Origin of the sequence: Microbacterium sp. NPDC080220 (assembly GCF_040686395.1) — a bacterium.
Classification (GTDB): Bacteria; Actinomycetota; Actinomycetes; order Actinomycetales; family Microbacteriaceae; genus Microbacterium; species Microbacterium gawkjiense.
The window spans coordinates 129,533-151,606 of record NZ_JBFBOP010000001.1; the positions used below are offsets into that span (position 1 = coordinate 129,533).

Below are 22,074 nucleotides of genomic sequence, written 5' to 3' on the forward strand. Positions count from 1 at the left end.
CTCGAGTTTAGTCGAGACCCGCCGACGCGCCGGCGAGGGACGCAAGCGTGGCCGCGGCCACCGCCAGAGCGCGGGCGAGCTCGTCAGGCAGGGACGATCTGCCGGCGCCCGAGCGGGCCCATCCGTCGATGGCGATCATGACGGCTGCAGCGTGGGCGGCCCCCGCGATCTCGGCGGCGACGGGTGGTGCCCCGAGCGCGGACCAGGATGCCGAAAGAGCCCGGGCGATCCGCGCCTGACGGACGGCGGCTCCCCGCTCGATCTCGTCCTGGACACCCATCGCCTCGGCGTGGACGAGCGCGAGGGCGAGGCTATCCGGCGCGAAGCCGTCGCAGAGCTCGATGAGCCCGGCGACGGGTTCGGACAGCGGCACCCGTGCGTGCAACCGGTCGATCCGACGATCGAGCGAGGACCACAGGATCGCTTCCTTCGAGTCGAAGTAGTTGAAGAAGCTGGATCTGCTCACGCCCGCGCGGACGGAGATGTCGGTGACGGATGTCGCGTCGTACCCGCGCTCGAGGAAGAGCTCGCACGCCGCCTCGGAGAGCACCTCCCGAGAGGATGCGCGTGGTCGGCCGGTCGTCATGCGAGGAGCCTATCGTCGCGTATTGTTGCACGCAGTCCAAAAAACAGGAGATGGCCTCGTGATCGAGATCCGCACCGTAGGGATGGCCCCCGACCTCGTCCCGTATCGACAGGGATGGGACCTCCAGCGCACCCTGCACGCCGACATCGTCGCGGGTACCCGCCCCGACACGCTGCTCCTCCTCGAACACGAAGCCGTCTACACGGCGGGCGCGCGTACGGCACGGCACGAGCGGCCGGTCGACGGAACGCCCGTCGTAGACGTCGACCGCGGCGGCAAGATCACCTGGCACGGTCCCGGACAACTCGTGGGCTACCCGCTCGTCCGACTTGCGGAACCCGTCGACGTCGTCGCGCACGTCCGCCGGCTGGAGGACCTGCTCATCGAGGTCATCCGGACCGTCGGTGTCGCGGGTGAGCGCGTCGACGGACGCAGTGGCGTCTGGGTCGAACGAGCGGGGTCGCTCGAGAAGGTGGCGGCAATCGGGGTCCGGGTGCAGCGCGGAGTCACGATGCACGGCTTCGCGCTGAACTGCGACAACTCCCTCGAACCGTTCCGCAGCATCATCCCCTGCGGGATCGCGGATGCCGGGGTGACGACCCTCAGCCAGGTCACCGGTCGCGACATCTCCCCCGTCGACGTCCTCCCCGCCGTCGTCGCGGCGTTCACGCGTGAGCACGGAGCGGAGGTCGCCGCATGAGCGCGAACACCGCACCCGAAGGCCGCCGGATGCTCCGGCTGGAGGTCCGCAACGCCGAGACCCCGATCGAGCGCAAGCCGGAATGGATCCGCACGAAGGCGAAGATGGGTCCCGAGTACCGGGAGCTGCAGGGACTCGTGAAGGACGAGGGACTCCACACCGTCTGTCAGGAGGCCGGCTGTCCCAACATCTTCGAGTGCTGGGAGGACCGGGAGGCCACGTTCCTCATCGGCGGCTCGCAGTGCACGAGGCGATGCGACTTCTGCCAGATCGACACGGGCAAACCAGCCGACTACGACACCGACGAGCCACGCCGTGTCGCCGAGAGCGTCACCCGCATGCGCCTGCGGTATGCGACCGTGACATGCGTTGCGCGCGACGACCTGCCCGACGGGGGCGCGTGGCTCAATGCGGAGACCGTCCGCCGCATCCACGCCGACAACCCCGGTACGGGTGTGGAGCTCCTCGCCACGGACTTCAACGGTGACCCTGAGCTCCTGGACGTCGTGTTCGCGTCGCGCCCCGAGGTCTTCGCGCACAACGTCGAGACCGTGCCCCGCATCTTCAAGCGGATCCGACCGGCGTTCCGGTACGAGAGGTCGCTGGGCGTCCTCACCCGCGCGCGGGACGCAGGACTCATCACGAAGTCGAATCTGATCCTCGGGATGGGCGAGGAACGCGACGAGGTGGAGGACGCACTGCGCGACCTGCATGCCGCCGGTACCGACATCATCACCCTCACGCAGTACCTCCGCCCCACGCCGCGTCACCTTCCCGTGGCGCGGTGGGTCACGCCGCAGGAGTTCGTCGAACTGCGCGAGCTCGCCGAGTCCATCGGGTTCCTCGGGGTCCTGGCCGGACCGCTCGTGCGCTCGTCGTACCGCGCCGGGCGGCTCTGGGCGCGCTCGATGCGGTCGAAGGGTCGCGAGATCCCGGCGGCGCTGGCGCACCTCGCCGACGAGGCCGACGCCGAGGGATTCGCCCAGGCGGTCTGACGCCTCCTCCCCAGGTCGGGGGAGGCCGCATCCCTCCCCCACCAGGCACGGACGGGATCGCGCGCGGCGCGACGCTTCCTACCTTCGGGACGCCGGATGCACCGGCCTCACCAAGGAGACTCATGCGTACTTCACTTCCGCTCGCGACCGCTCTCGGCGCGGCCATGGCGCTCGCCGCCCTGCTCCCCCACACGGCCTCCGCGCCGACCACGCACGATGTGCCCGAGCCCGCGCCTGACACCGTGGTGTCCGCGACCGGTGACGCCGCGAACGGGTTCGAAATCGGGTACGACGACGGGTCCGCCGAGTACCCCCCGACCAACTCCGAAGCACTCGCCGAGTGCAGTGAATACGACACCCGCGTCGAGCGGGTGCGATGCCGCACCGAGGTGACGACCTGGTACCGGGACCTCGCTACCCTGCGGGACGCGATCGACTGGGCGCACGCGTCGCGCGGCTGATCGCCCGGTGACGCAGACCGTCAGTCGGCGCTGGTCACCGACTGGACGGCGCCCGAGACGTCGAGGTTGACCAGGAGCACGTCGTCGGTCGAGTCAGGGTCGAGGGCATACTCCAGCACCGCGAAAGGGTCCTTGCCTCCGTGCTCGTCGGCGAGGATCGTCATGCTCATCAGCTGCAGGGAGCGGATGACATCCATGTGGGTGTCACCCGAGACGTCGACGAGCAGGTCCTCGATGTCCTCGCCGAGCATCTCCTGCTGTTGGAGGATGAACTCCGTGACCTCGCTCGTGCGATCGTCCAGCTCGGAGACCATCGCGTTCCGGGCACGCAGATCGATGGTCTCCAACGCCGCGATCATGGCAGCCGCGACGTCGAGGGCGTCGATCGAGACGTCGTCCTGGTCGGGCGCGGTGAGGTCGACGGTCACCCGCTGATCACCGAAGTCCACGACCTCCGACCAGAAGATCGACCCGTCGGGTCCGGACTCGAGAAGTCCGAAGTAGTCGTGCTCGATCGCCATGCATCAATGAAACCAGCCTTGACGGTCGCGCGCGACCGCCTGGGTCAATCGACGAGGGCGGATGCGAAGACGTGGGGCGTGAAACCGGTCAGATCGCCGATCCCCTCACCCTGACCGAGGAGCTTGACCGGGATGCCGGTGCGCTCCTGGACCGCGAGCACGAACCCGCCGCGGGCCGAGCCGTCGAGCTTCGTCAGGACGAGCCCCGTCACTCCGGCGTGCTCGAGGAACGCCTCGGCCTGCATGACCCCGTTCTGGCCGGTGGTGGCATCGAGCACGAGGAGGACCTCACTGATGGGCGCCTGCTTCTCGATGACCCGGCGGATCTTGGTCAACTCGTCCATGAGGCCGCCCTTGGTGTGCAGGCGACCGGCCGTGTCCACGAGGACGATCTCGGTCCCGGTGCGGATCGCGTGCTCGATCGTCTGGAAGGCGACGGATGCCGGGTCCTGCCCCTCGTGCTGCGGGCGGACGATCGCTGCTCCCCCGCGCTCGGCCCACGTCGCGAGCTGATCCACCGCGGCCGCGCGGAAAGTATCGGCCGCGCCCACCACCACCGTCCGTCCGAAGCGCTTGAGGTAGCTCGCGAACTTCCCGATCGTCGTCGTCTTGCCGACCCCGTTGACCCCGACCACGAGCACCACCGCGGGGCGCTCCGTCAGCCGGAGGGTCGTGTCGAACTTCGCGAAGTGCTCCTCGAGCGTCTCGCGCAGCATCCGTTGCAGGTCCTTGGGATCCGTCGTGCGATACCGCTCGACCTTCTCGCGAAGATCGTCGACGATGCGTTCGGTGATATCGGGCCCGAAGTCGGCGGTGAGCAGCGCGGTCTCGAGGTCCTCCCACGTGTTCTCATCGATCGTCGGCTTGACGAACATGCCGCGCAGCGCGCGACCGAGGGACCAGGAGCTCTCCGCCATGCACCCAGGCTAGTTGACCGCGTCAGCCCTTCTCGCAGGCGATGCCGTCCTTGTCGCGGTCCATCTTCTTGTTGGCGTTGTAGAGCGCCGTCGAGACGTAGGGCTTGACGGTTAACGGCTTCTTCTTGCCGCTGACCGTGTTGTGGGTCACCCCCGCCCGGGCGACACCGCCCTTGTAGGTCTTGTTGAGCGCCGTGCAGTTCTTGAATGTCTTGATCGGCGGCTTGGCGGCCGGCACGATCACCCGCACCTGTGACGCCGCGGCCGTCGGCGCGGCCGCGGCCGCCGTCACCGTCACCGGCGCTGCGACGAGCGCCGCCGCCAGCATCGTCGCCACCGCACTCCGTCGCAGCGTTCCCGCGCGCACCGAAATCCTCATCCCCACCCCTTGTCTGGTGTCGGCGACGACGACACCGTCCCCGCTGCGCACACGCTAGCGCACGCCCGCTGCGCTCAGACGCCCGCCCGCTCGCGCACGCGCTGTCCCACGACGGCGGACACGCCGTCCTGACGCATCGACACGCCGTACAGGGCGTCCGCGATCTCCATCGTCCGCTTCTGATGCGTGATGACGATCAGCTGGCTCGATTCGCGCAGCTGCTCGAACACGCCGAGCAAGCGACCGAGGTTCGCGTCGTCGAGGGCGGCCTCGACCTCGTCGAGGATGTAGAAGGGGCTCGGCCGCGCCTTGAAGATCGCCGTCAGGAGCGCGACCGCCGCGAGGGACCTCTCCCCACCCGAAAGGAGCGACAGCCGCTCGATCTTCTTGCCCACGGGTCGGACGGCGACGTCGATCCCGGTCGTGAGCGGGTCGTCGGGGTCGGTGAGCGAGATGGAGCCCGTGCCCCCGGGGAAGAGGATCGGGAACACCTCCCCGAAGGCGACCTTGGTGTCCTCGAAGGCCGCGAGGAAGATCGTCTGCATCCGCTCGTCGAGCTCCTCGATGATCGTCAGCAGATCCGTCCGGGTGCGGACGAGGTCGTCCAGCTGCTCGGTCAGGAATGCGTGACGCTGCTCGAGCGCGGCGAACTCCTCCAGGGCAAGAGGATTCACGCGACCCAACTGCGCCAGCTTGCGCTCCGCATCCTGCAATCTGCGCATCTGCGCCGAGCGGTCGAACGGCGACGCCTCGCCCTCCTCCGCTCCCGGGACGGGGGCGTCGGGACCATATTCCGCGAGGAGAATATCCTCGGAGAGGCCGAGCTCGGACTGCACCCGGTCGAGGAGGCTCTGCACATGCAGCCGCTTCTCGTGCATCTGCAGCTCGAGGCCGTGCACCGACTCGGTGAGGCGATTCAGCCTCTCGCGAGCCGCCGCATCCTCCTTCCGGAGCTCGGCCAACTCGGCCGTCAGCGCCGTCCGCGTCTGCTCCGCGCGTTCCAGCTCGACCCGCGCCTGCGCCGTCGACCGGTCGATCGAGTCGAGGACGGGCGGCAGCGCACCGACGACCTCGGATGCGATCGCCCGCTGCGCGCGTCGGATCACGGCTCGACGGGCGGCCGCTTCGGCGGCTGCGCGCTCCTTCTCGCGTTGACGTTCGAGTTGCATCACGCGGCTCTCGGCGGCACGCACCCGTTCCCGGAGCGTTTCGACGTCGAGGCGTGTGTCCATCTCGCGCGCCCGAGCCGACTCGAGCGCATCGAGCAGACCGTCCCGGGCGGACGCATCCAGGATCGGACGCGGCATCTCCTCGGCGGCGCTGAAGGCCTCCGTCGCGGCCCGTGCCGCGTTCTCGGCATCCCGGGCCGCCGACTCAGCCTGAGCGAGGCCGGCGCGTAGCCGGTCGCACTCGGCCACCGCGGATTCCAGACGCACGGTCGCACGGTTGAGCTGTTCCGCGTGGGCCGCGAGAGCGGAGTCGTGCTCGCGCAGCGCGGCGAGGGCGTCACGGGTACGCTGGCGCGCCGCATCCCAGGCAGCCTGCGCGTCGGTCAGCGCTTCACGCAGGGTATCCGCGACCACCGTCACCTCGTCGAGACGGACACGGGCCGCGTCGCGCTCGGCGGCGAGCTCGAGACGCGAGCGCGACTGCCCGGAACCGGCACGGACCGTGCTCGGCGTCACGGTCTCGCCCGCGCGCGTCACCACCACGACCCTGTCCCCCGCGTCGGCGGCCGACATCGCGGCGGCGTGGGCCGCATCCAGATCCTCCGCGATCGCGACACCCGCGAGGACGGCGCGGAGGCCCGCCGGCGCCTCGACGACGTCGACCGCCCAGGTCACCCCCGCTCCGAGGGGCGTCCTGCGAGGAGCCGCAGGACCGTCGGCCAAGGCGACGTCGATCGAACCCAGATCGTGCTCGCGCACCGTCGCGATGACCGCGCGTGCGGCCTCGAAGTCGTCGACGAGGACCCCCTCGGCGAGGGCGCCGAGTGCTGCGGCGATCGCCGCTTCATAGCCGGCCGAGACGCGGATCGCATCGCTGACGATGCCACGGATGCCGTCGCCACCCCGATCGACGACCGCCGCCGCGGCGTTGCGGATGTCGAGGGCGCGGCCGAGAGCCGCCGTCTCCGCCAGCAGCGACTCGCGCTCCCGCTCCGCCGCGTGCAACCGGTCGCGTATCGACCCCACCTCGGATTCGGCATCGGATGCCTCGCGCTGCGCGCGCTCGTACGCGGCCGAGTACTCCACCGCGGCGTCCGCAGGACCCTCGGTCGCCGGCTCGATCGCCGCCAGCGCGCCTTCCGCGTCGGCGCGACGCTCCTCGGCTGCATCGAGGGCGCGCTGCTGCCTCTCCACCGCCAGCCGAAGCGCCTCCGCCTTCGACCCGGCTGCCTCGGCTCGTCCTCTCAGTGAGGCGAGCCGCATGTCGTGCTCGGAGACCAGCGCACTCTGCGCGGCGATGTCGGTGTCGAGCGCATCGAGCTCGGCGCGCGCCCGGATGACGTCGCGCGCGGCGGCGGCGGCGGCATCCTGCGCGGCACCGAGACCCGACGCGATCTCGTCGATCTCCCGACGTGCGTCGTCGATGACGGCCTGAGTGACGGTGGTCCCGGTGTCCGGCTGGTCGCCGTCGTCGTCGAGCAGCGACAGACGCTGGCCGGCGAGCGAGTAGAGCCCGCGCAGTCGCTCCTGGACACGGCCGAGTTCGAACGTGACGGCGCGCGCCCGATCGACCGCCTCGGCGCGCTGGTCGTTCTCGAGCTCGTCGATGCGGCGACGCAAGGCGTCGGCGCGGTCCTGCAGGACCAGCCGCTCGGCGTGACGCTCGTGCTCGGCTCGGGCGTGATCCGCCAGCTCCGCTCGGAGGCGCGACATCTCATCGGCGTAGAGGCGCGCCTTCGCGTCGCGCACGACCGCGGCGATCGTGGCCGCCTCGCGCGCGACCTCGGCCTGCTTGCCGAGCGGCTTCAACTGACGCCGCAGCTCGCCGGCCAGGTCGCTCAGCCGAGTGAGGTTCGCCTCCATCGCCTCGAGCTTGCGGAGAGTCTTCTCTTTGCGGCGACGGTGTTTGAGGATGCCGGCGGCCTCCTCGATGAAGCCGCGCCGATCCTCGGGACTCGCCTGCAGGACGGTGTCGAGTCGCCCCTGACCCACGATGACGTGCATCTCGCGCCCGAGCCCCGAATCGCTCAGCAACTCCTGGACGTCGAGGAGCCGACAGGTCTCGCCGTTGATGGCGTACTCGCTCGACCCGTTGCGGAACAGGGTCCGGCTGATCGTGACCTCGCTGTACTCGATCGGCAGCGCGCCGTCGGCGTTGTCGATCGTCAGCTGCACCTCCGCGCGGCCGAGGGGACCTCGTGTCGCCGTCCCGGCGAAGATGACGTCCTCCATCTTGCCGCCGCGGAGGGTCTTCGCCCCTTGCTCGCCCATCACCCAGGCGAGGGCGTCGACGACGTTCGACTTGCCCGATCCGTTGGGACCGACGATGCACGTGACGCCGGGCTCGAGGGCGAAGGTCGTCGGCTGCGCGAAGGATTTGAACCCCTTGAGCGTCACGCTCTTCAGGTGCATGCGGGTCCTCCGGGGTCGTCGTCCCGTCCACGCTAGCGGACGATTCCCGTTTCCCCCTTGACGCCGCGCGCGGGCCGGGTCTAGTGTCAGTGCTCGCGTCAGAAGTCTGAGAAAGGAGGTCCCCTGACATGATCATCGAAATGACACCCACCGGAATCGCGTCCACCGCGTTCCCGTGCGCGCTGGGGACCGTCTCCTTCGGCGCCGCGGTGGCAGACCGCATCCGTTCCGGCCGCTGACAGCCGTCACGGATCCCGTCTTCGGACGGTGAACTCTGCCACGCCCTGAGGGCGGACTCCGTCCGTCCCCTCCCGGATGCCGGGCCTCGTTGCCCGTGCGTCCCGCGTCCTCTCGTGCTGCGGCACGATCCTCCGCCGCGCTCCGCGGCATCCATCCCTTCCGAAATGAGATCACTCATGTCCACCCTCACCGCGCCGCAGCGCACCTCGGCGGTCCTCGCCGCGCTGCAGCATCCCACCTCGACGGGCACCTCCGCCCGTCAGACGTTCCTCGACCGGATCGCCCTGCGACTGGCCGTCGCGCTGCTCCTGTGGAGCACGCGCCCCGGCCCGGATCGCGAGGCCGTCCATGCCCGCCGTGCCCAGCGTCTCGCTCGCGAGGCGCGGGAAGCCGAGTGGGAACGCCGTCGTGCGCTCCTCGCTCCGCGTCGATGACACCCCCGGGGGGCCGCGACCCGTTCGCGGCCCCCTCCTCTTAGAAACGAGTCCCTCATGACCGCGTCAGTCCCCTTCGAACTGCGCCCCCTCGTCGTGCCGGCCACCGTCGATGCCTCGGATGCCGCCGATTTCGTCGCCATGGTCGACGTCCGGAACGAGATCTACCGCGAGATCAGCGACAACGACGATGAAGCCGTGACACCGGCCCAACTGCTCCCCCACTTCCAACCCGACCCGGACAACGACAAGCGCAGCTGGATCGTTCTGGTCGAGAACCAGGTGGTGGGGCGCGTCATCGTCGACCTCCCCGCCGAGGAGGGGTCGCAGGTCGCCTACTGGACCGTCGAACTCCTCGAGCGGGTCCAGGGCAGGGGCATCGGCGGTGCGCTTCACGCCGTCGTCGAGGGCACCGCCCGTGACGCGGGACGCACCGTCCTGCAGGCATGGGCCGAGCACCCCGAACCCGACGCCGGTGCGACCTCGGAACGCCTGGCCGCGCCGACGGGCTACGGGGAGATCCCGCTGGACCGTCCCGCGCGCTACTTCCGACGCCACGGGTACACGCTCGAACAGGTCGACCGGAAGAGCGTGCTCGAGATCGAACCTGCACTGCCGAGCGTGCGAGACCTCCTCGCCGATGCCCGATCGCATGCTGACGGTTACCGCGTGGAGCAGTGGATGCTCCCGACTCCCGAGGCCTACCGCGAGAGCTTCGCCTGGGCGAAGTCGCGGATGTCGACGGACGCCCCGGCGGCGGGGCTCGAGATCGACGAGGAGACCTGGGACGTCGAGCGCCTCGCGCGCCACGACGCCCGCTTCGTCGACGGCGGACAGACGGTGCTCGTCACGGTGGCCGTCCATGAGGCGACCGGCACGGTCGTCGCGTTCAACGAGCTCTGCTCCGGCGTCGACCCGACCGCGGCGACGCAGCAGATGGACACCCTCGTGCTCCGTGAGCATCGGGGGCACCGCCTCGGGCAGCTGGTGAAGTGCGCGGGTATCCTCCGGTGGCGAGAGGTCATGCCCCGGTCCTCCCGCATCGTCACCTGGAACGCCGAGGAGAACCGTCCGATGCTCAGCATCAACGAGACGATCGGCTTCGAGCCGGCGGCGTACATCGGCGCCTGGAAAAAGGTCCTCGACTAATTGCGTCGCTGACACCGCGGGCAGTAGTGACTCGATCGGTTGGTGAAGCTCACCCGCACGATCGGCGTGCCGCAGCGCGGGCAGGGCTGACCCGTCCGCCCGTAGGCGTTCAGGGAATGGGCGAAGTATCCCGCCTGTCCGTTGACGTTCACGTACTGCGCGTCGAAGCTCGTCCCGCCCTCGGCGAGGGCCCGGTCCAGCACGGCCCGGACCTCGCCGAGCAGGCGGGTGACGGCGCGCGTCGGGAGCTCGTTCGCGGGGCGTTCCGGATGCAGCCGCGCGGCCCACAGCGCCTCGTCGGCGTAGATGTTTCCGATTCCGCTGACGACGGTCTGATCGAGCAGTGCACGCTTCACTGCGGACCGCGTCCGACCGAGCGCAGCGCGGAACGCGCGGTCGTCGAAGGCGGGATCGAGCGCATCCCGGGCGATGTGCGCCACCTGCGTGGGGACGAGCGAGATATCGCTCCCCCGTCCTGCCGGGGCCCCGTCGAGGGTGCGCTCGAGCCGATCGATCGCCAGGGAGCCGAAGGTCCGCTGGTCCACGAAGACCATCGCGATCTCACCGTGGGTCGGATGCCGCACCTCGAAGCGGATCCGCTCGTGGCGGAGTGTCGGTGTGCCGGGCTCGCGCAGCAGCATCTGCCCGCTCATCCCGAGGTGACCGACGATGGCCTCGATCGGTTCCGCACCGGCATCCGCCAGCGGCATCCAGAGGAACTTGCCGCGGCGGACCACGGCGTACACGCGCCGACCAGTCAGCCGCGCTTCGAAGTCGGGTGCGTCGCCCGGGTGACGGGTGAGGGACCGGGCGTCCAGAACGGTGACGGCGTCGAGGCGAGCGCCGGCGAGAGCGGGGACGAGACCGGCGCGCACGACCTCGACTTCGGGCAGTTCGGGCACGGGGACTCAGGCCCGCGCGGAGAGTTCGCGCCAGACCGAGAGCGCTGCCGCCATCTCGGCCTGCTTCTTACTCGAACCGCCGCCGGTCCGCGCGACCTCGCCGACGGCCACCGTCGCCGTGAACACCCGGTGGTGATCGGGCCCCGCCGCCTCGACGGTGTACGTCGGTGCCGCGTAGCCCAGGCGCGCGGCGAGTTCCTGCAGGCTGGTCTTCGGGTCCATCGCTGCGCCGTACCGCTCGGGATCCGCCATCAACGGGGACACCAGGCGCAGGACGAGAGCGGTCGCCGCTTCGATTCCGGCGGACAGGTAGGCGGCCCCGATGAGCGCCTCGGTGGTGTCGGCGAGGATCGAATCCTTGTCGCGCCCGCCGGTCTGGTCCTCGCCCCGGCCGAGCCGCAGGTGCGCACCGAGGCCCATGCCGCGGGCGACCTCCGCGAGAGCGACGGTCGAGACGACGCTCGCCCGCCGCTTGGCGAGGGATCCCTCATCCAGGTCGGGGTGCGTCCGATAAAGGTGGACGGTGACGGCCATGCCGAGGATCGAGTCGCCGAGGAATTCGAGACGCTCGTTGTGCGCGATACCGCCGTGCTCGTACGCGTACGAACGATGGGTCAACGCAAGCGACACAAGCTCGGGATCGATCTCGACCCCGAGCTTGTGTGTGAGCACCGAGTGATCGGTGGCGGCGTCCGTCACGACGCGACGATCAGATGTCGGCGACCTTGCGGCCCTTGTACTCGAGGAACAGCTCCGTACCCTGCGAGTCGGTGACGACCTTCGCCTGGTGGGGACGGCTGTAGACGACCTTGCCGTTCTCGATGGTCTTGACGAGCGTGGGGGCCTCGGCCTTCCACTGCGCGCGGCGCGAACGGGTGTTGGAGCGGGAGACCTTCCGCTTCGGGGGGTTACCTGCCATGGTCAGCTCTTCTCTGTGTCGTCGGCGTCGGGGCGCGTGGCCTCGTCGTCGTGGTCTGGGGTTCGGGCCGACAAGGCGGCCAGCGCATTCCAGCGCGGGTCGATCTGAGTCTCCGGGACCGGTGCTCCGGTCAGCCTCTCGCCCGTGGACGGATCTAGTCCGGGGCAATCCGGCTGACACACCGGCTGGAACGGAAGCGACAGGACGATCGCATCCCTGACAGGAGTTTCAAGATCCACGTGGTCGTCTTGAACCTCGAAGTCAGTCGCTTCATCCCCAGAATACCCGAAGAGCTCCTGAAACTCGACTTCGAGGGGGTGTGTCAGGTCCACGAGGCAACGGCTGCACTGGCCGTCGTAGGTCGTGGCGATCTCGGCAGTGACCAGGATGCCCTCGTGCACCGACTCGAGACGGACGTCGACCTCGACCTCTCCCCCCGCGCGGACGAAGGCGAGGCCCTCTCCCCATTTCTCCGGTGCGGGGACCCGCAGTTCGAACTCGCGCATCTCACCGGGAGCCCGGACGATGTCGCGGACGGGGAGGACGAACGGACCGCTCACACGCTTTCTGACCACGGTCGTCCATCGTACGCGTGCGCGGACGCCGGCGGGCCGGATCAGGCGGGGTGGGCTCCCGTGTCGAGGAATCGCGCGACCGGAGCCGGGACGAACGGGGACACGTCACCGCCGAGCGAGGCCACCTGGCGCACGAGCGAGCTCGAGACGAGCGCGTGCGCGGGATCGGGCAGCAGGAACACGGTCTCCACGTGGGCGAGGTGGCGGTTCACGATCGCCATGGGCGTCTCGTAGGCGACATCCACCTGCGAACGGATCCCCTTCACGAGCACCCCCGCGTCCACGTCCGTCGCGTAATCGACGAGCAGCCCGACGCTCCATGCCGCCACGACGACATCACCCTCGATGTCGCTCTCGGCGATGGACTGCTCGAGCAGCGTCAGTCGCTGCGCGATCGGGAGCATCGCCTCTTTCCCCGGGTTGTGGACCACGAGGACGTGCAGCTGGTCGTAGAGGGCGGCCGCGCGTCGGATCACATCGAGGTGGCCGAGCGTCGGCGGGTCGAAGGAGCCGGGCACGACGGCGATCCGGTTGTTCATATCGACGAGCCTAACGATGCGACACGACGTGGAGCGGGTCAGTTCTTCGCGAGGGCGGCACGCTCGCGGTGACTCACGCGCCCGGAGATGGCCGCAGCGAGGCCCGGGTGGCGATCCAAGGCCGGGTCCTCCGCGAGAAGACGCTCGGCCTCGGCGCGGGCGGTGGCGATCAGATCGGCATCCGCCACGACACGCAGCAGTCGCAGGGACGAGCGGACGCCCGACTGCGCATCGCCCAGCACGTCCCCCTCGCCCCGCAGGTCGAGGTCGACCTCGGCGAGTTCGAAACCGTCCGTCGTCGCCGCGACCGCCTCCACGCGAGCGCGGGCCGGGGTGTAGGGATCGGCCTCGGTGACGAGGATGCAGAGCCCGGGGACCGCACCGCGGCCGACGCGACCGCGGAGCTGGTGCAGCTGGGACACCCCGAAGCGGTCTGCTTCGAGGATGACCATGGTGGACGCGTTGGGGACGTCGACGCCGACCTCGACCACGGTGGTCGCGACGAGCACGTCGATGTCGCCGCGGGCGAACGCCTGCATCACGGCATCCTTCTCATCGGCGGGCATCTTGCCGTGCAGGATCTGGACGCGGATGTCGCGGTAGTCCGGGTGGCTCTCGAGGAGCGCCGCCGCCTGCAGGACGCCCCAGCGGGTGCGGCCGGGCTCGGCCTCCTCGACGGGTTCGTCCTCGTCCGTCTCGGTCGACGCGTCGATCGCCGGACACACGACGAAGGCCTGCCGTCCGAGCCGCACCTCCTCGGCCACGCGCTCCCAGACGCGAGCGAACCAGCCCGGCTTCTCCCCCACCGGCGCGACGAAGGTCGAGATGCCCGCCCGGCCGCCCGGCATCGTCCGGATCGTCGAGACGTCGAGGTCGCCGAACACCGTCATCGCGACGGTGCGAGGGATGGGCGTCGCCGTGAGCACGAGGACGTGCGGGGAACTCCCCTTCGCGCGGAGGGTCTCGCGCTGATCGACGCCGAACCGGTGCTGCTCGTCGACGACGACGAGACCCAGGTCGGCGAACGTCGTCGACTCGCTGAGGAGCGCGTGCGTCCCGACGACGATGCGCGCCTGGCCCGACGCCACCCGCAGGGCGGCGCGACGGCGTTCCGCGGCGGGTTGCTGACCCGTGAGGAGTGTCGGCATCAGTTCCGGTGCGAGCGCGGGTCCGAGCATGCGTGCCATCGAGCGGACGTGCTGCGCCGCCAGCACCTCGGTGGGGGCGATGAGCGCGGACTGGCCGCCCGACTGGGCGACCTGGAGCATGGCGCGGAGCGCGACCAGCGTCTTGCCGGAGCCGACCTCCCCCTGCACGAGCCGGTTCATCGGCCACTCGCCGACGAGGTCCGCCGCGATGCGGTCGCCCACTGTGTGCTGATCGGGGGTGCGCTCGAAGGGCAGCGCGGCATCGAAACGCTCGAGGAGGTCGCCCGCGGGGCGCGCGGTCGCCGACATCATGCGCACGAACTGCCGCTGCTGCAGGAGCGCCGCCTGCAGGACGAACGCCTCGTGCATCCGCAGGGTCTCGCGCGCCGGACCGATCTGGTCGAAGGACTCCGGGGCGTGCATGCGCACGAGCGCCGTCCGGGCGTCGAGCAGGCCCTGCGCGGCGCGGAAGGCGTCGGGGAGCGGTTCGGGCACCTCGCCGAGCCCGGTCAGCACCTGGTCGACGCAGCGTTTGACCTGCCAGCTGGAGAACGTGCTCGTGGCCGGGTAGATCGGGATGGGGACGTTGTGCCACGCCTCGGCGCTCAGCCGGGCCGTGCCCTCGTCGTCGAAGAGCTCGTAGTCGGGATGCGTCAGCTGCTTCTGCCCCCGGTACTCCCCCACCTTGCCCGAGAAGATCCCCTGGCGCCCGGCACGCAGGTCCTTCACCCGCCACGACTGCCCGAAGAACGTCAGGGACATCGTGCCGTTGCCGTCGCCGATCAGGACCTCGACGATCTCGCCGCGACGACCGCGCATCTGCCGTGTCGTCGCCGAGAGCACCTCGGCGACGATCGTCACCAGCTCGCCGACCGGGAGTTGGGCGATCGGTGTCAACTGGCCGCGGCTCGCGAAGCGTCGCGGGTAGTGCGCCATCAGGTCGCCCACCGTGGTCATCTGGAACGCTCGACGCAGCCCCTTCGCCAGCGTGTCGCCGACCGCCTCGGCGAGCGGTGTGGCGAGCGAGTACGACGGCATGCCTCGAGTCTAGGAGCGGGCGCGGACGCCGCTATCGTGGCGGGGTGACGAGGATCATCGCGGGAGACGCCGGCTCACTGCCCTTGGTCGTGCCGAGCGCCGGCACGCGGCCGACGAGCGAGCGCGTGCGCGAGTCGCTCTTCGGCGCCCTCGACGCCGGCGACGTGCTCGCCGGGGCTGCCGTGCTCGACCTCTACGCGGGGTCGGGAGCGCTGGGTCTCGAGGCGGTGAGCCGCGGGGCCGCGTCGGCCGACCTCGTCGAGCGCGCGCCGCGCGCGGCATCCGTCATCGACCGCAACGTCCGCGCCGTGGGGCCCAGCCTCCCGGGGCGCCGGCTGACCGTGCACCGGTCCGCCGCCGACACGTTCCTGCGGGCCGGCGGACCCGCGTTCGACCTCGTGTTCGTCGACCCGCCCTACGACATGACGGATGCCGAGGTGTCGACGACGCTCGGGCTGCTCGTGCCGCGGCTCACCCCCGCCGCGACGGTCGTCGTCGAACGCGCGACGCGCTCCGGAGAGCCGCTCCTGCCCGACGGTCTCGTCGTCGACCGCAGCAAGAAGTACGGCGACACGACGCTGTGGTGGCTCGCGCGATCGGGTCAGCCGAGCGCCGCGTCCCAGTCCGAATAGGGATCCCACCCGCCGAGACCGTCCGGCGCGACGCCCCGGATCAGGACGGGCGCCTCCCGCCGCTGCGCGACACGACCGATCACGGTGAAGCCGGCAGGCGCGGTGCCGGCCGGGAAGCACGCGAGCAGCGCGTGGTCCTCGCCGCCGGAGAGCGCGTCGTCACCGAGGTCCGCCTCGATGAGGAGCGTCACCTCGGAGGCGTCCGCCAGTCGGGTCGCGTCGAGGATGAGGCCGTCCGAGACGTCCATGAGGGCGGTCGCGCCGGCTCGCGCGGCAGCGAGCCCCAGCCGCACCGGCGGCTGCGGCCGGAGCTGAGCCGAGAGGTCCCGGCGCTCCTGCTCGGTGAGGACAGCGAGGTCGACGGCGACCGGGCGTGCCTCGTCGTCGCGGAAGCGGGTGAACAGCAGGCGGAGGCCGCGGGCCGCCGCGCCGAGCCCGCCCGCGACGGCGACGTCGTCACCCGGCCGCGCTCCGGAGCGGAGCACCGGCGAGACGCCGTCCAGGACGCCCAGGGCGGTGACGGCGACGGTGAGGGTGTCGGACACGGTCAGGTCCCCGCCCTCCACTGCGCACCCGGGTGCCAGCTCGTCGAGTGCGTCGCGGAACCCCGCCGCGAGGTCGTCGACGAAGGCGGCGGGGAGAGAATCCGGCAGGGCCAGGGCGACGAGCAGAGCCGTGGGGCGCGCGCCCATCGCGGCGACATCGGCGAGGTTGACGGCGGCGGCCTTGTATCCGAGGTCCCGCGGCGACGTCCACGCCAATCGGAAGTCGGGACCGTGGACGAGGGTGTCGGTCGTCGCCACGACGCGGCCGCCCGGGACGGCCAGGACCGCGGCGTCATCACCGGGGCCCACCTCGGCGCGCGAGAGCGGTCCGAGGACGCGCAGGATGCGGCGCAGCAGCTCCGCTTCGGAGACGTCGCGCACACGGAGCTCACCCATGGCTCCACGGTAGCCTGGAGCGATGCCCCGGACCCGCTCGACCGTCGCGCTCGCCCTCCTCGTCGCCGGTGTCGCGGCACTGTCGGGGTGCTCGTCGACGGTGGCGGTCGAGGCCGCCCCCGGAGCCGACGACCCGCGCTGCGCGGAGGTCATGGTGCGGCTGCCCGACGACCTGGGCGACCAGCCGCGGCGCTGGACCGACGCGCAGTCGACCGCCGCCTGGGGCGACCCCACGACCGTGCAGCTCGCGTGCGGGGTCCCGCCCCTCGGTCCGTCGGAGCTTCCCTGCGTGACGGTCGACGGTGTCGACTGGGTCGTCGACGACTCGCGGGCACCGCTGTACCGCATCACGACCTACGGCCGCGAACCGGCGATCCAGCTCATCATCAACTACGACGAGGTCAGCTCGAGCGGTCCGGTGAGCGCCGTCAGCCGCCTCATCACGAAGCGGTTCGAGACCACGGGACAGTGCGTCGCGGCATCCGACGTCGTCCCGTGAGCTGGATCAGCGCGCCAGTTCGATCAGCTCGGTGATGAGCTCGGGATAGCTCAGCCCGCTCTCGATCCAGCACGTCGGGAACATCGAAATCGGCGTGAACCCCGGCATCGTGTTCACCTCGTTCACGAAGAACTCGGTGCCGGTGTAGAAGAAGTCGACCCGCGACAGCCCCTGCCCTCCGACCGCCTCGAACGCACGGGCGGCGATCCGCTGCATCTCGCGGAGTTCGCCGTCGTGGAGCTCCGCGGGGCAGACGAGGTCGATGCCGGGGGCGCCGAGGTACTTCGCCTCGAAGTCGTAGAAGTCCCGACCGCTGACGACGATCTCGCCGGCGACGCTGACTCGCGGGTCGCCGCCGTCGCGCCCCTGCAGCACGCCGCACTCGATCTCGCGGCCGGTGACGGCCTGCTCGACGAGCACGCTCGAGTCCTCCGCGAAGGCGGTCTCGAGCGCGGCATCCAGTTCGTCCCAGTCGGAGACCTTGGACACCCCGACACTCGATCCCGCACGCGCGGGCTTGACGAACACCGGCAGTCCGAGGCCGCGGATGCGGCGACGCCAGAGGTCACCGTCGCGCTCGAGGCCCGCCCGCGTCACCGTGACCCACGGGACGACGGGCACCCCGGCCGCCTGAAGGATGCTCTTGGTGGTGTGCTTGTCCATGCCGATGGCGGACATCAGCAGGCCCGCACCGACGTACGGCAGGTCGAGGAGCTCGAGGAACCCCTGCACCGTGCCGTCCTCGCCGAAGCGGCCGTGCAGGATCGGGAAGACGACGTCGATATCCCCCAGGGACTCGACGGTCCCGTCGGGGCGACGGACCGAGAGCTCCCGCTCGACGGTCGACTCCGGCCACACGATGCGGGTGCCGTTGTCGACGACCTCCGGCAGCCGATCGGCGTTCAGCGCGAATTTGTCGGGATCGTCGTCCTCGAGGACGTACGCGCCCTCGCGGGTGACCCCGACCGGGATGACCCGGTAGCGCTCGCGATCAATCGCGCGGAGGACGCCCCCCGCTGTGGCGGAACTGATCGAGTGCTCGCTGGAACGCCCGCCGAAGAGCAGAACCACTGCCGCCTGAACCATTCTGAGTCCTCTCCTCGGTGGGCTCGTCGTCATCCGTCGTGAGATGCGGTGCGATGTCGCGCGGATTCATCGTGCCGTCGAGGACCATCTTGACCTGCTCGACGATCGGCATGTGGACGCCGGCCTCGCGGGCCAACTGCAGCACCGGTGCCACCGACGCGAGCCCCTCGGCCGTCTGGTCCATCTGCTTGACGACCTCGGTGAAGCTGTACCCCTGGCCGAGCAGCCGGCCCGCCGTGTTGTTGCGGCTCAGCGGGGACTGGCACGTCGCGATGAGGTCACCGAGACCGGCGAGGCCCTGCAGGGTCTCGGGCTGCGCGCCCTGCGCGACGGCGAAATCGGTCATCTCGACGAGACCGCGCGTGATGATCGACGCCTTGGTGTTCTCGCCGTAGCCGACCCCGTCGACGATGCCGATGGCGACGGCGATGAGGTTCTTCAGCACCCCGCCGAACTCGGTCCCGATGACGTCGGTGTTCACGAAGGTGCGGAAGTAGCGGTTGCGCGAGATGCGGGCGACGGCTTCGGCGGTCTCCTGGCTCGACGACGAGATGACGGCTGCCGTCGGCTGTTCGCGTGCGATCTCGAGGGCGAGGTTGGGTCCGGATGCCACGGCGATACGCGCCGGGTCGCAGTGGAGCTCCTGCTCGAGGACCTGACTCATCCGGAGCCCGGTCTTCTTCTCCACGCCTTTCATCAGCGACACGATCGGTGCGTCGTTCGTCGCGAGCAGAGGGCGGACGCCCTTCAGGTTCTGCCGGAGCGCCTGGCTCGAGATCGCGATGTAGACCTGCGTCGCACCGTCGAGCGCCTCGGCGAGGTGGTGGGTGGCCGACAGCCCGCGCGGCAGGTTGATTCCGGGCAGGTACTGCGAGTTGCGCTTGCCCTCGCGGATCTCGTGGGCGAGTTCGGCGCGGCGGGCCCACATGACGACGTCCGCGCCGCCGTCGGCGAGCACCTTGCCGAAGGTCGTCCCCCAGCTTCCGGAACCGAGCACGGCGACGCGGGGCGCCGCTGCCTCGCGGCGCGACGCTTCCCTAGGAGTCAAGGCGACCCGTCTCCTTCTGACCGTGCTGGGCCGGGTTCCACCGCTCGGCGGGAGGCTGGACGCCGCGCAGGCGTCCCAGCAGGATCGAGATGTCGCGCATGACGGCATCCGTCGCCGCGGTGAGCGTCGCCAGCGTGGTGTCGGTGAAGGCGGACAGGTCGACGGGCGGGCCCAGCAGGACGCGGACGCGGCGACGCGGCGGCCACAGGCGCAGACGGCCGTACCGCGGCAGGATCTCCTGCACGCCCCACGTCGCCACGGGGATGACCGGCAGCGGTTCGGGCGCGGACAGCGCGAGCCGGACGGCGCCGGTCTTGCCGCGCATCGGCCACATGTCGGGGTCGCGCGTGAGCGACCCCTCCGGGTAGACGATGACGCCGCGCTGCGCCGCCACCAGGGCGTTCGACTGCGCGAGGGTCTGCTTCGCCGCGGCGGAGGTGGATGCCCGGGCCACCGGCACCATCCCCATCGCCCGCAGCAGCCAGCCGAGAACGGGAACGTGGAACAGGCTCTCCTTGGCCATGAAGCGCGGGGCACGGCCGAGCCGCCATGTCGCGACGGCGAGGATCACCGGATCGAACTCGCTGTAGTGGTTGGGCGCGAGGATGTAGGAGCCCTCGCGGGGAAGGTGTTCGCCGCCCTCGATCTCGATCTTCGCGAACCAGCCGGTCGCGGGTACGACGATCATCGCCGCCGGCCAGAAGACGCTCGGGCGGGTCTTCTCCGGGGAGGCGCGGCGACGAGGAGCCACCGCGCTCACTCCGTGACGTCGAAGTCGGCGCCGAGATCGGTCAGCTTCTCGAGGAACTTCTCGTAGCCGCGACGGATGATCCCGATGTTGCGCACGGTCGACTCGCCCTCGGCCGCCAGGGCGGCGATGACGTAGGAGTACCCGCCGCGGAGGTCGGGCACGACGACGTCGGCGCCGTGCAGCGGGGTCGGGCCGTTGATGACGGCCGCCTGCTCGAGCGCCCGACGCGGCACGCGGCGGTCGGAGCTCGCGATGCCGTCGGGGTGCACCACGATGTCGGCGCCCATCTGGACGAGGGCACGCGTGAAGCCGAGACGGTTCTCGTACACCGTCTCGTGGACGACGGACTCGCCCTCGGCCTGCGTGAGCGCCACGATCAGGGGCTGCTGCCAGTCGGTCATGAAGCCGGGGTGCACGTCGGTCTCGACCATGACGGGCTTCAGCGGGCCGCCGCGACGGAAGCGGATGCCGTCCTCGGCGATGTCGAAGTCGCCGCCCACCTTGCGGAAGACGTTGAGGAACGTCAGCATCTCCTGCTGCTTGGCTCCGCCGACGAAGATGTCGCCGTCGGTCGCGAGGGCGGCCGCCGCCCAGGACGCCGCCTCGTTCCGGTCGAAGATGCTGCGGTGGTCGTACCCGCGCAGCGACTCGACGCCCTCGATGAAGATGACCCGGTTGGGCTCGTAGGAGATGATCGCGCCCATCTTCTGGAGGACTGCGATCAGGTCCATGATCTCGGGCTCGATGGCGGCGTTGCGCAGCTCCGTCGTGCCCTTGGCGCGAACCGCGGTCAGGAGCACCTGCTCGGTCGCGCCGACGCTCGGGTAGGGCAGCTCGATGTTCGCGCCGTGCAGGCCGTCGGGAGCCGACAGGCGGATGCCGCTGGGCAGCTTGTCGACGATGGCACCGAACGAGCGGAGGGCGTCGAGGTGGAAGTCGATCGGACGGTCGCCGATGCGGCATCCGCCCAGGTCGGGGATGAAGGCCTGGCCGAGGAGGTGCAGCAGCGGACCGCAGAACAGGATCGGGATGCGGGAGGCCCCCGCGTGCGCGTCGATCTCCTCCATGTGCGCCGAGACGGCACCGCTCGGGTCGAGTCGGAGGACGCCGTCCTCCAGGTCCTCGACGCGGACGCCGTGGACCTCGAGGAGTGAGCGGACGACGTGGACGTCGCTGATGTCCGGCACGTCACGGAGGATGCTCGCCGTCTCCCCCAGGAGGGCGGCGACCATCGCCTTCGTGGCGAGGTTCTTCGCCCCCTTCACCTCGACGCGGCCGCGCAGCGGGCGACCACCGCGGATCCGGAGCGTCTGACCGGTGCTGCCGCCGCTGGCGGGAGTCGACGCGGAGTCGCTGAGAAGTGTGTTCATCGGTGGGACCTCATTACTGGTGTCGAGGAAGCGTGGTCGGCCCCGTTGTGCGGGGCGCGGGCCGATCAGCGGACGGGGAGCGTCCGCGGCCGCCACGCCTCGCGGCGCGCCTCGAACTGCGCGATCTTGTCTTCGCTGCGCAGGGTGAGCCCGATGTCGTCGAGCCCTTCGAGAAGCCGCCACCTAGTGTAATCGTCGATGTCGAACGGGGCCTGGACGTCGCCGACCTGTACCGTGCGTGTCTCGAGGTCGACGGTCACCTCGCGCCCCGGCTCCGCCTCGAGGGCCGCCCAGATCGCCTCGAGCACGTCCTCGGTGACCACACCCGTGACGAGTCCCTGCTTCCCGGCGTTGCCGCGGAAGATGTCGGCGAACTTGGTGCTCAACACCACACGGAAGCCGTAGTCGCGGAGGGCCCACACAGCGTGCTCACGGCTCGACCCGGTGCCGAAGTCGGGTCCGGCGACGAGGACGGAGCCGTTCCGGTACGCGTCCTGATTGAGGACGAATGAGGGGTCCTGCCGCCAGTTGGCGAACAGCGCGTCGTCGAAGCCGGTCTTGGTGACGCGCTTCAGGTAGACGGCCGGGATGATCTGATCGGTGTCGACCGCGGATCGCTTCAGCGGGACGCCGACACCGGTGTGGCGGGTGAACTTCTCCATG

Annotated in this window: 24 protein-coding genes; 7 read left to right on the top strand and 17 right to left on the bottom strand. The window is 70.4% G+C overall.

Translation table 11 applies throughout. From position 1 onward, the window contains the following. Positions 1–7: 7 nt before the first annotated feature. The gene (locus AB0P29_RS00680) at positions 8–586 is read right to left on the bottom strand and encodes a TetR/AcrR family transcriptional regulator (RefSeq protein ID WP_217532032.1); all 579 of its coding nucleotides are present in this window, start codon (positions 584–586) and stop codon (positions 8–10) included. A 58-nt stretch (positions 587–644) separates the two neighbouring features. Here AB0P29_RS00680 and lipB point away from each other — a divergent pair, with 58 nt between their 5' ends. The 3 genes from lipB (at position 645) to AB0P29_RS00695 (ending at position 2,742) form a co-directional block, all read left to right on the top strand. Continuing rightward, positions 645–1,286 (top strand): lipoyl(octanoyl) transferase LipB, encoded by a 642-nt coding sequence (gene lipB / locus AB0P29_RS00685; RefSeq protein WP_217532034.1) that lies wholly within the window; start codon positions 645–647, stop codon positions 1,284–1,286. Beyond that, entirely contained in the window at positions 1,283–2,281 is a 999-nt protein-coding gene (gene lipA, locus AB0P29_RS00690) for a lipoyl synthase (protein ID WP_217532036.1), read from the top strand. Before lipB ends, lipA begins: the two co-directional genes overlap by 4 nt. Positions 2,282–2,403: 122 nt before the next feature. Beyond that, the gene (locus AB0P29_RS00695; RefSeq protein WP_363377705.1) at positions 2,404–2,742 is read left to right on the top strand and encodes a hypothetical protein; all 339 of its coding nucleotides are present in this window, start codon (positions 2,404–2,406) and stop codon (positions 2,740–2,742) included. 20 nt (positions 2,743–2,762) lie between these two features. On the opposite strand, the gene AB0P29_RS00700 is transcribed toward AB0P29_RS00695, so the two are convergent. From AB0P29_RS00700 to smc, 4 genes are all read right to left on the bottom strand, one after another. After that, on the bottom strand, positions 2,763–3,263 hold the full coding sequence (locus tag AB0P29_RS00700) for a DUF2004 domain-containing protein (RefSeq protein ID WP_064001952.1): 501 nt from the start codon (positions 3,261–3,263) through the stop codon (positions 2,763–2,765). Positions 3,264–3,307: 44 nt separating this feature from the next. Continuing rightward, positions 3,308–4,180 (bottom strand): signal recognition particle-docking protein FtsY, encoded by an 873-nt coding sequence (ftsY, locus tag AB0P29_RS00705; protein WP_363377708.1) that lies wholly within the window; start codon positions 4,178–4,180, stop codon positions 3,308–3,310. Between the two features lie 22 nt (positions 4,181–4,202). Then, complete coding sequence (locus tag AB0P29_RS00710; protein WP_363377710.1) at positions 4,203–4,559, bottom strand: excalibur calcium-binding domain-containing protein; 357 nt, start codon at positions 4,557–4,559, stop codon at positions 4,203–4,205. A gap of 74 nt (positions 4,560–4,633) precedes the next feature. Further along, positions 4,634–8,140, bottom strand: a complete 3,507-nt coding sequence (smc, locus tag AB0P29_RS00715) for a chromosome segregation protein SMC (protein ID WP_363377712.1) — start codon at positions 8,138–8,140, stop codon at positions 4,634–4,636. Between the two features lie 416 nt (positions 8,141–8,556). Between smc and AB0P29_RS00720 the strand changes: the two genes are divergently transcribed. Beyond that, positions 8,557–8,814 carry a hypothetical protein gene (locus AB0P29_RS00720; protein ID WP_311283818.1) on the top strand — a complete coding sequence of 86 codons (258 nt, stop codon included), beginning with the start codon at positions 8,557–8,559 and terminating at the stop codon, positions 8,812–8,814. Between the two features lie 57 nt (positions 8,815–8,871). Beyond that, positions 8,872–9,963, top strand: a complete 1,092-nt coding sequence (locus AB0P29_RS00725) for a GNAT family N-acetyltransferase (RefSeq protein WP_363377714.1) — start codon at positions 8,872–8,874, stop codon at positions 9,961–9,963. On the opposite strand, the gene mutM is transcribed toward AB0P29_RS00725, so the two are convergent. The 6 genes from mutM to AB0P29_RS00755 are packed head-to-tail and all read right to left on the bottom strand — an operon-like array spanning position 9,960 to position 15,084. After that, the gene (gene mutM / locus AB0P29_RS00730; protein ID WP_363377716.1) at positions 9,960–10,865 is read right to left on the bottom strand and encodes a bifunctional DNA-formamidopyrimidine glycosylase/DNA-(apurinic or apyrimidinic site) lyase; all 906 of its coding nucleotides are present in this window, start codon (positions 10,863–10,865) and stop codon (positions 9,960–9,962) included. The two genes, AB0P29_RS00725 and mutM, sit on opposite strands and share 4 nt — an antisense overlap. 6 nt (positions 10,866–10,871) lie before the next feature. Continuing rightward, positions 10,872–11,564: a ribonuclease III gene (gene rnc / locus AB0P29_RS00735; RefSeq protein ID WP_217532050.1), complete on the bottom strand. Its 693-nt coding sequence runs from the start codon at positions 11,562–11,564 to the stop codon at positions 10,872–10,874. Positions 11,565–11,574: 10 nt separating this feature from the next. Next, positions 11,575–11,784 carry a 50S ribosomal protein L32 gene (gene rpmF, locus AB0P29_RS00740; RefSeq protein ID WP_018188062.1) on the bottom strand — a complete coding sequence of 70 codons (210 nt, stop codon included), beginning with the start codon at positions 11,782–11,784 and terminating at the stop codon, positions 11,575–11,577. Positions 11,785–11,786: 2 nt separating this feature from the next. Next, positions 11,787–12,344: a YceD family protein gene (locus tag AB0P29_RS00745; protein WP_253035192.1), complete on the bottom strand. Its 558-nt coding sequence runs from the start codon at positions 12,342–12,344 to the stop codon at positions 11,787–11,789. A gap of 56 nt (positions 12,345–12,400) precedes the next feature. Next, positions 12,401–12,898, bottom strand: a complete 498-nt coding sequence (gene coaD / locus AB0P29_RS00750) for a pantetheine-phosphate adenylyltransferase (protein ID WP_217532052.1) — start codon at positions 12,896–12,898, stop codon at positions 12,401–12,403. A 38-nt stretch (positions 12,899–12,936) separates the two neighbouring features. Then, the gene (locus AB0P29_RS00755; RefSeq protein WP_359917764.1) at positions 12,937–15,084 is read right to left on the bottom strand and encodes an ATP-dependent DNA helicase RecG; all 2,148 of its coding nucleotides are present in this window, start codon (positions 15,082–15,084) and stop codon (positions 12,937–12,939) included. Positions 15,085–15,128: 44 nt separating this feature from the next. Between AB0P29_RS00755 and rsmD the strand changes: the two genes are divergently transcribed. Next, positions 15,129–15,716: a 16S rRNA (guanine(966)-N(2))-methyltransferase RsmD gene (gene rsmD / locus AB0P29_RS00760; protein ID WP_253035174.1), complete on the top strand. Its 588-nt coding sequence runs from the start codon at positions 15,129–15,131 to the stop codon at positions 15,714–15,716. Here the strand turns inward: rsmD and thiL are convergent. After that, positions 15,686–16,657 (bottom strand): thiamine-phosphate kinase, encoded by a 972-nt coding sequence (gene thiL / locus AB0P29_RS00765; RefSeq protein WP_253035173.1) that lies wholly within the window; start codon positions 16,655–16,657, stop codon positions 15,686–15,688. The genes rsmD and thiL overlap by 31 nt on opposite strands. Positions 16,658–16,679: 22 nt before the next feature. Between thiL and AB0P29_RS00770 the strand changes: the two genes are divergently transcribed. Next, a complete protein-coding gene (locus tag AB0P29_RS00770; RefSeq protein ID WP_253035172.1) occupies positions 16,680–17,156 on the top strand; it encodes a DUF3515 family protein in 477 nt (158 codons plus the stop codon). Between the two features lie 6 nt (positions 17,157–17,162). On the opposite strand, the gene AB0P29_RS00775 is transcribed toward AB0P29_RS00770, so the two are convergent. The 5 genes from AB0P29_RS00775 to leuD form a co-directional block, all read right to left on the bottom strand. Further along, positions 17,163–18,242 (bottom strand): D-alanine--D-alanine ligase family protein, encoded by a 1,080-nt coding sequence (locus AB0P29_RS00775; protein WP_311283826.1) that lies wholly within the window; start codon positions 18,240–18,242, stop codon positions 17,163–17,165. Further along, the gene (locus AB0P29_RS00780) at positions 18,148–19,290 is read right to left on the bottom strand and encodes an NAD(P)H-dependent glycerol-3-phosphate dehydrogenase (protein ID WP_311283827.1); all 1,143 of its coding nucleotides are present in this window, start codon (positions 19,288–19,290) and stop codon (positions 18,148–18,150) included. The genes AB0P29_RS00775 and AB0P29_RS00780 overlap by 95 nt, the downstream gene beginning before the upstream one ends. Further along, positions 19,280–20,050 carry a lysophospholipid acyltransferase family protein gene (locus AB0P29_RS00785; RefSeq protein WP_359917754.1) on the bottom strand — a complete coding sequence of 257 codons (771 nt, stop codon included), beginning with the start codon at positions 20,048–20,050 and terminating at the stop codon, positions 19,280–19,282. Before AB0P29_RS00785 ends, AB0P29_RS00780 begins: the two co-directional genes overlap by 11 nt. Then, entirely contained in the window at positions 20,047–21,411 is a 1,365-nt protein-coding gene (gene murA / locus AB0P29_RS00790) for a UDP-N-acetylglucosamine 1-carboxyvinyltransferase (RefSeq protein ID WP_359917751.1), read from the bottom strand. Before murA ends, AB0P29_RS00785 begins: the two co-directional genes overlap by 4 nt. A 65-nt stretch (positions 21,412–21,476) precedes the next feature. Then, complete coding sequence (gene leuD, locus AB0P29_RS00795; protein ID WP_359917748.1) at positions 21,477–22,073, bottom strand: 3-isopropylmalate dehydratase small subunit; 597 nt, start codon at positions 22,071–22,073, stop codon at positions 21,477–21,479. Position 22,074: the final 1 nt, after the last annotated feature.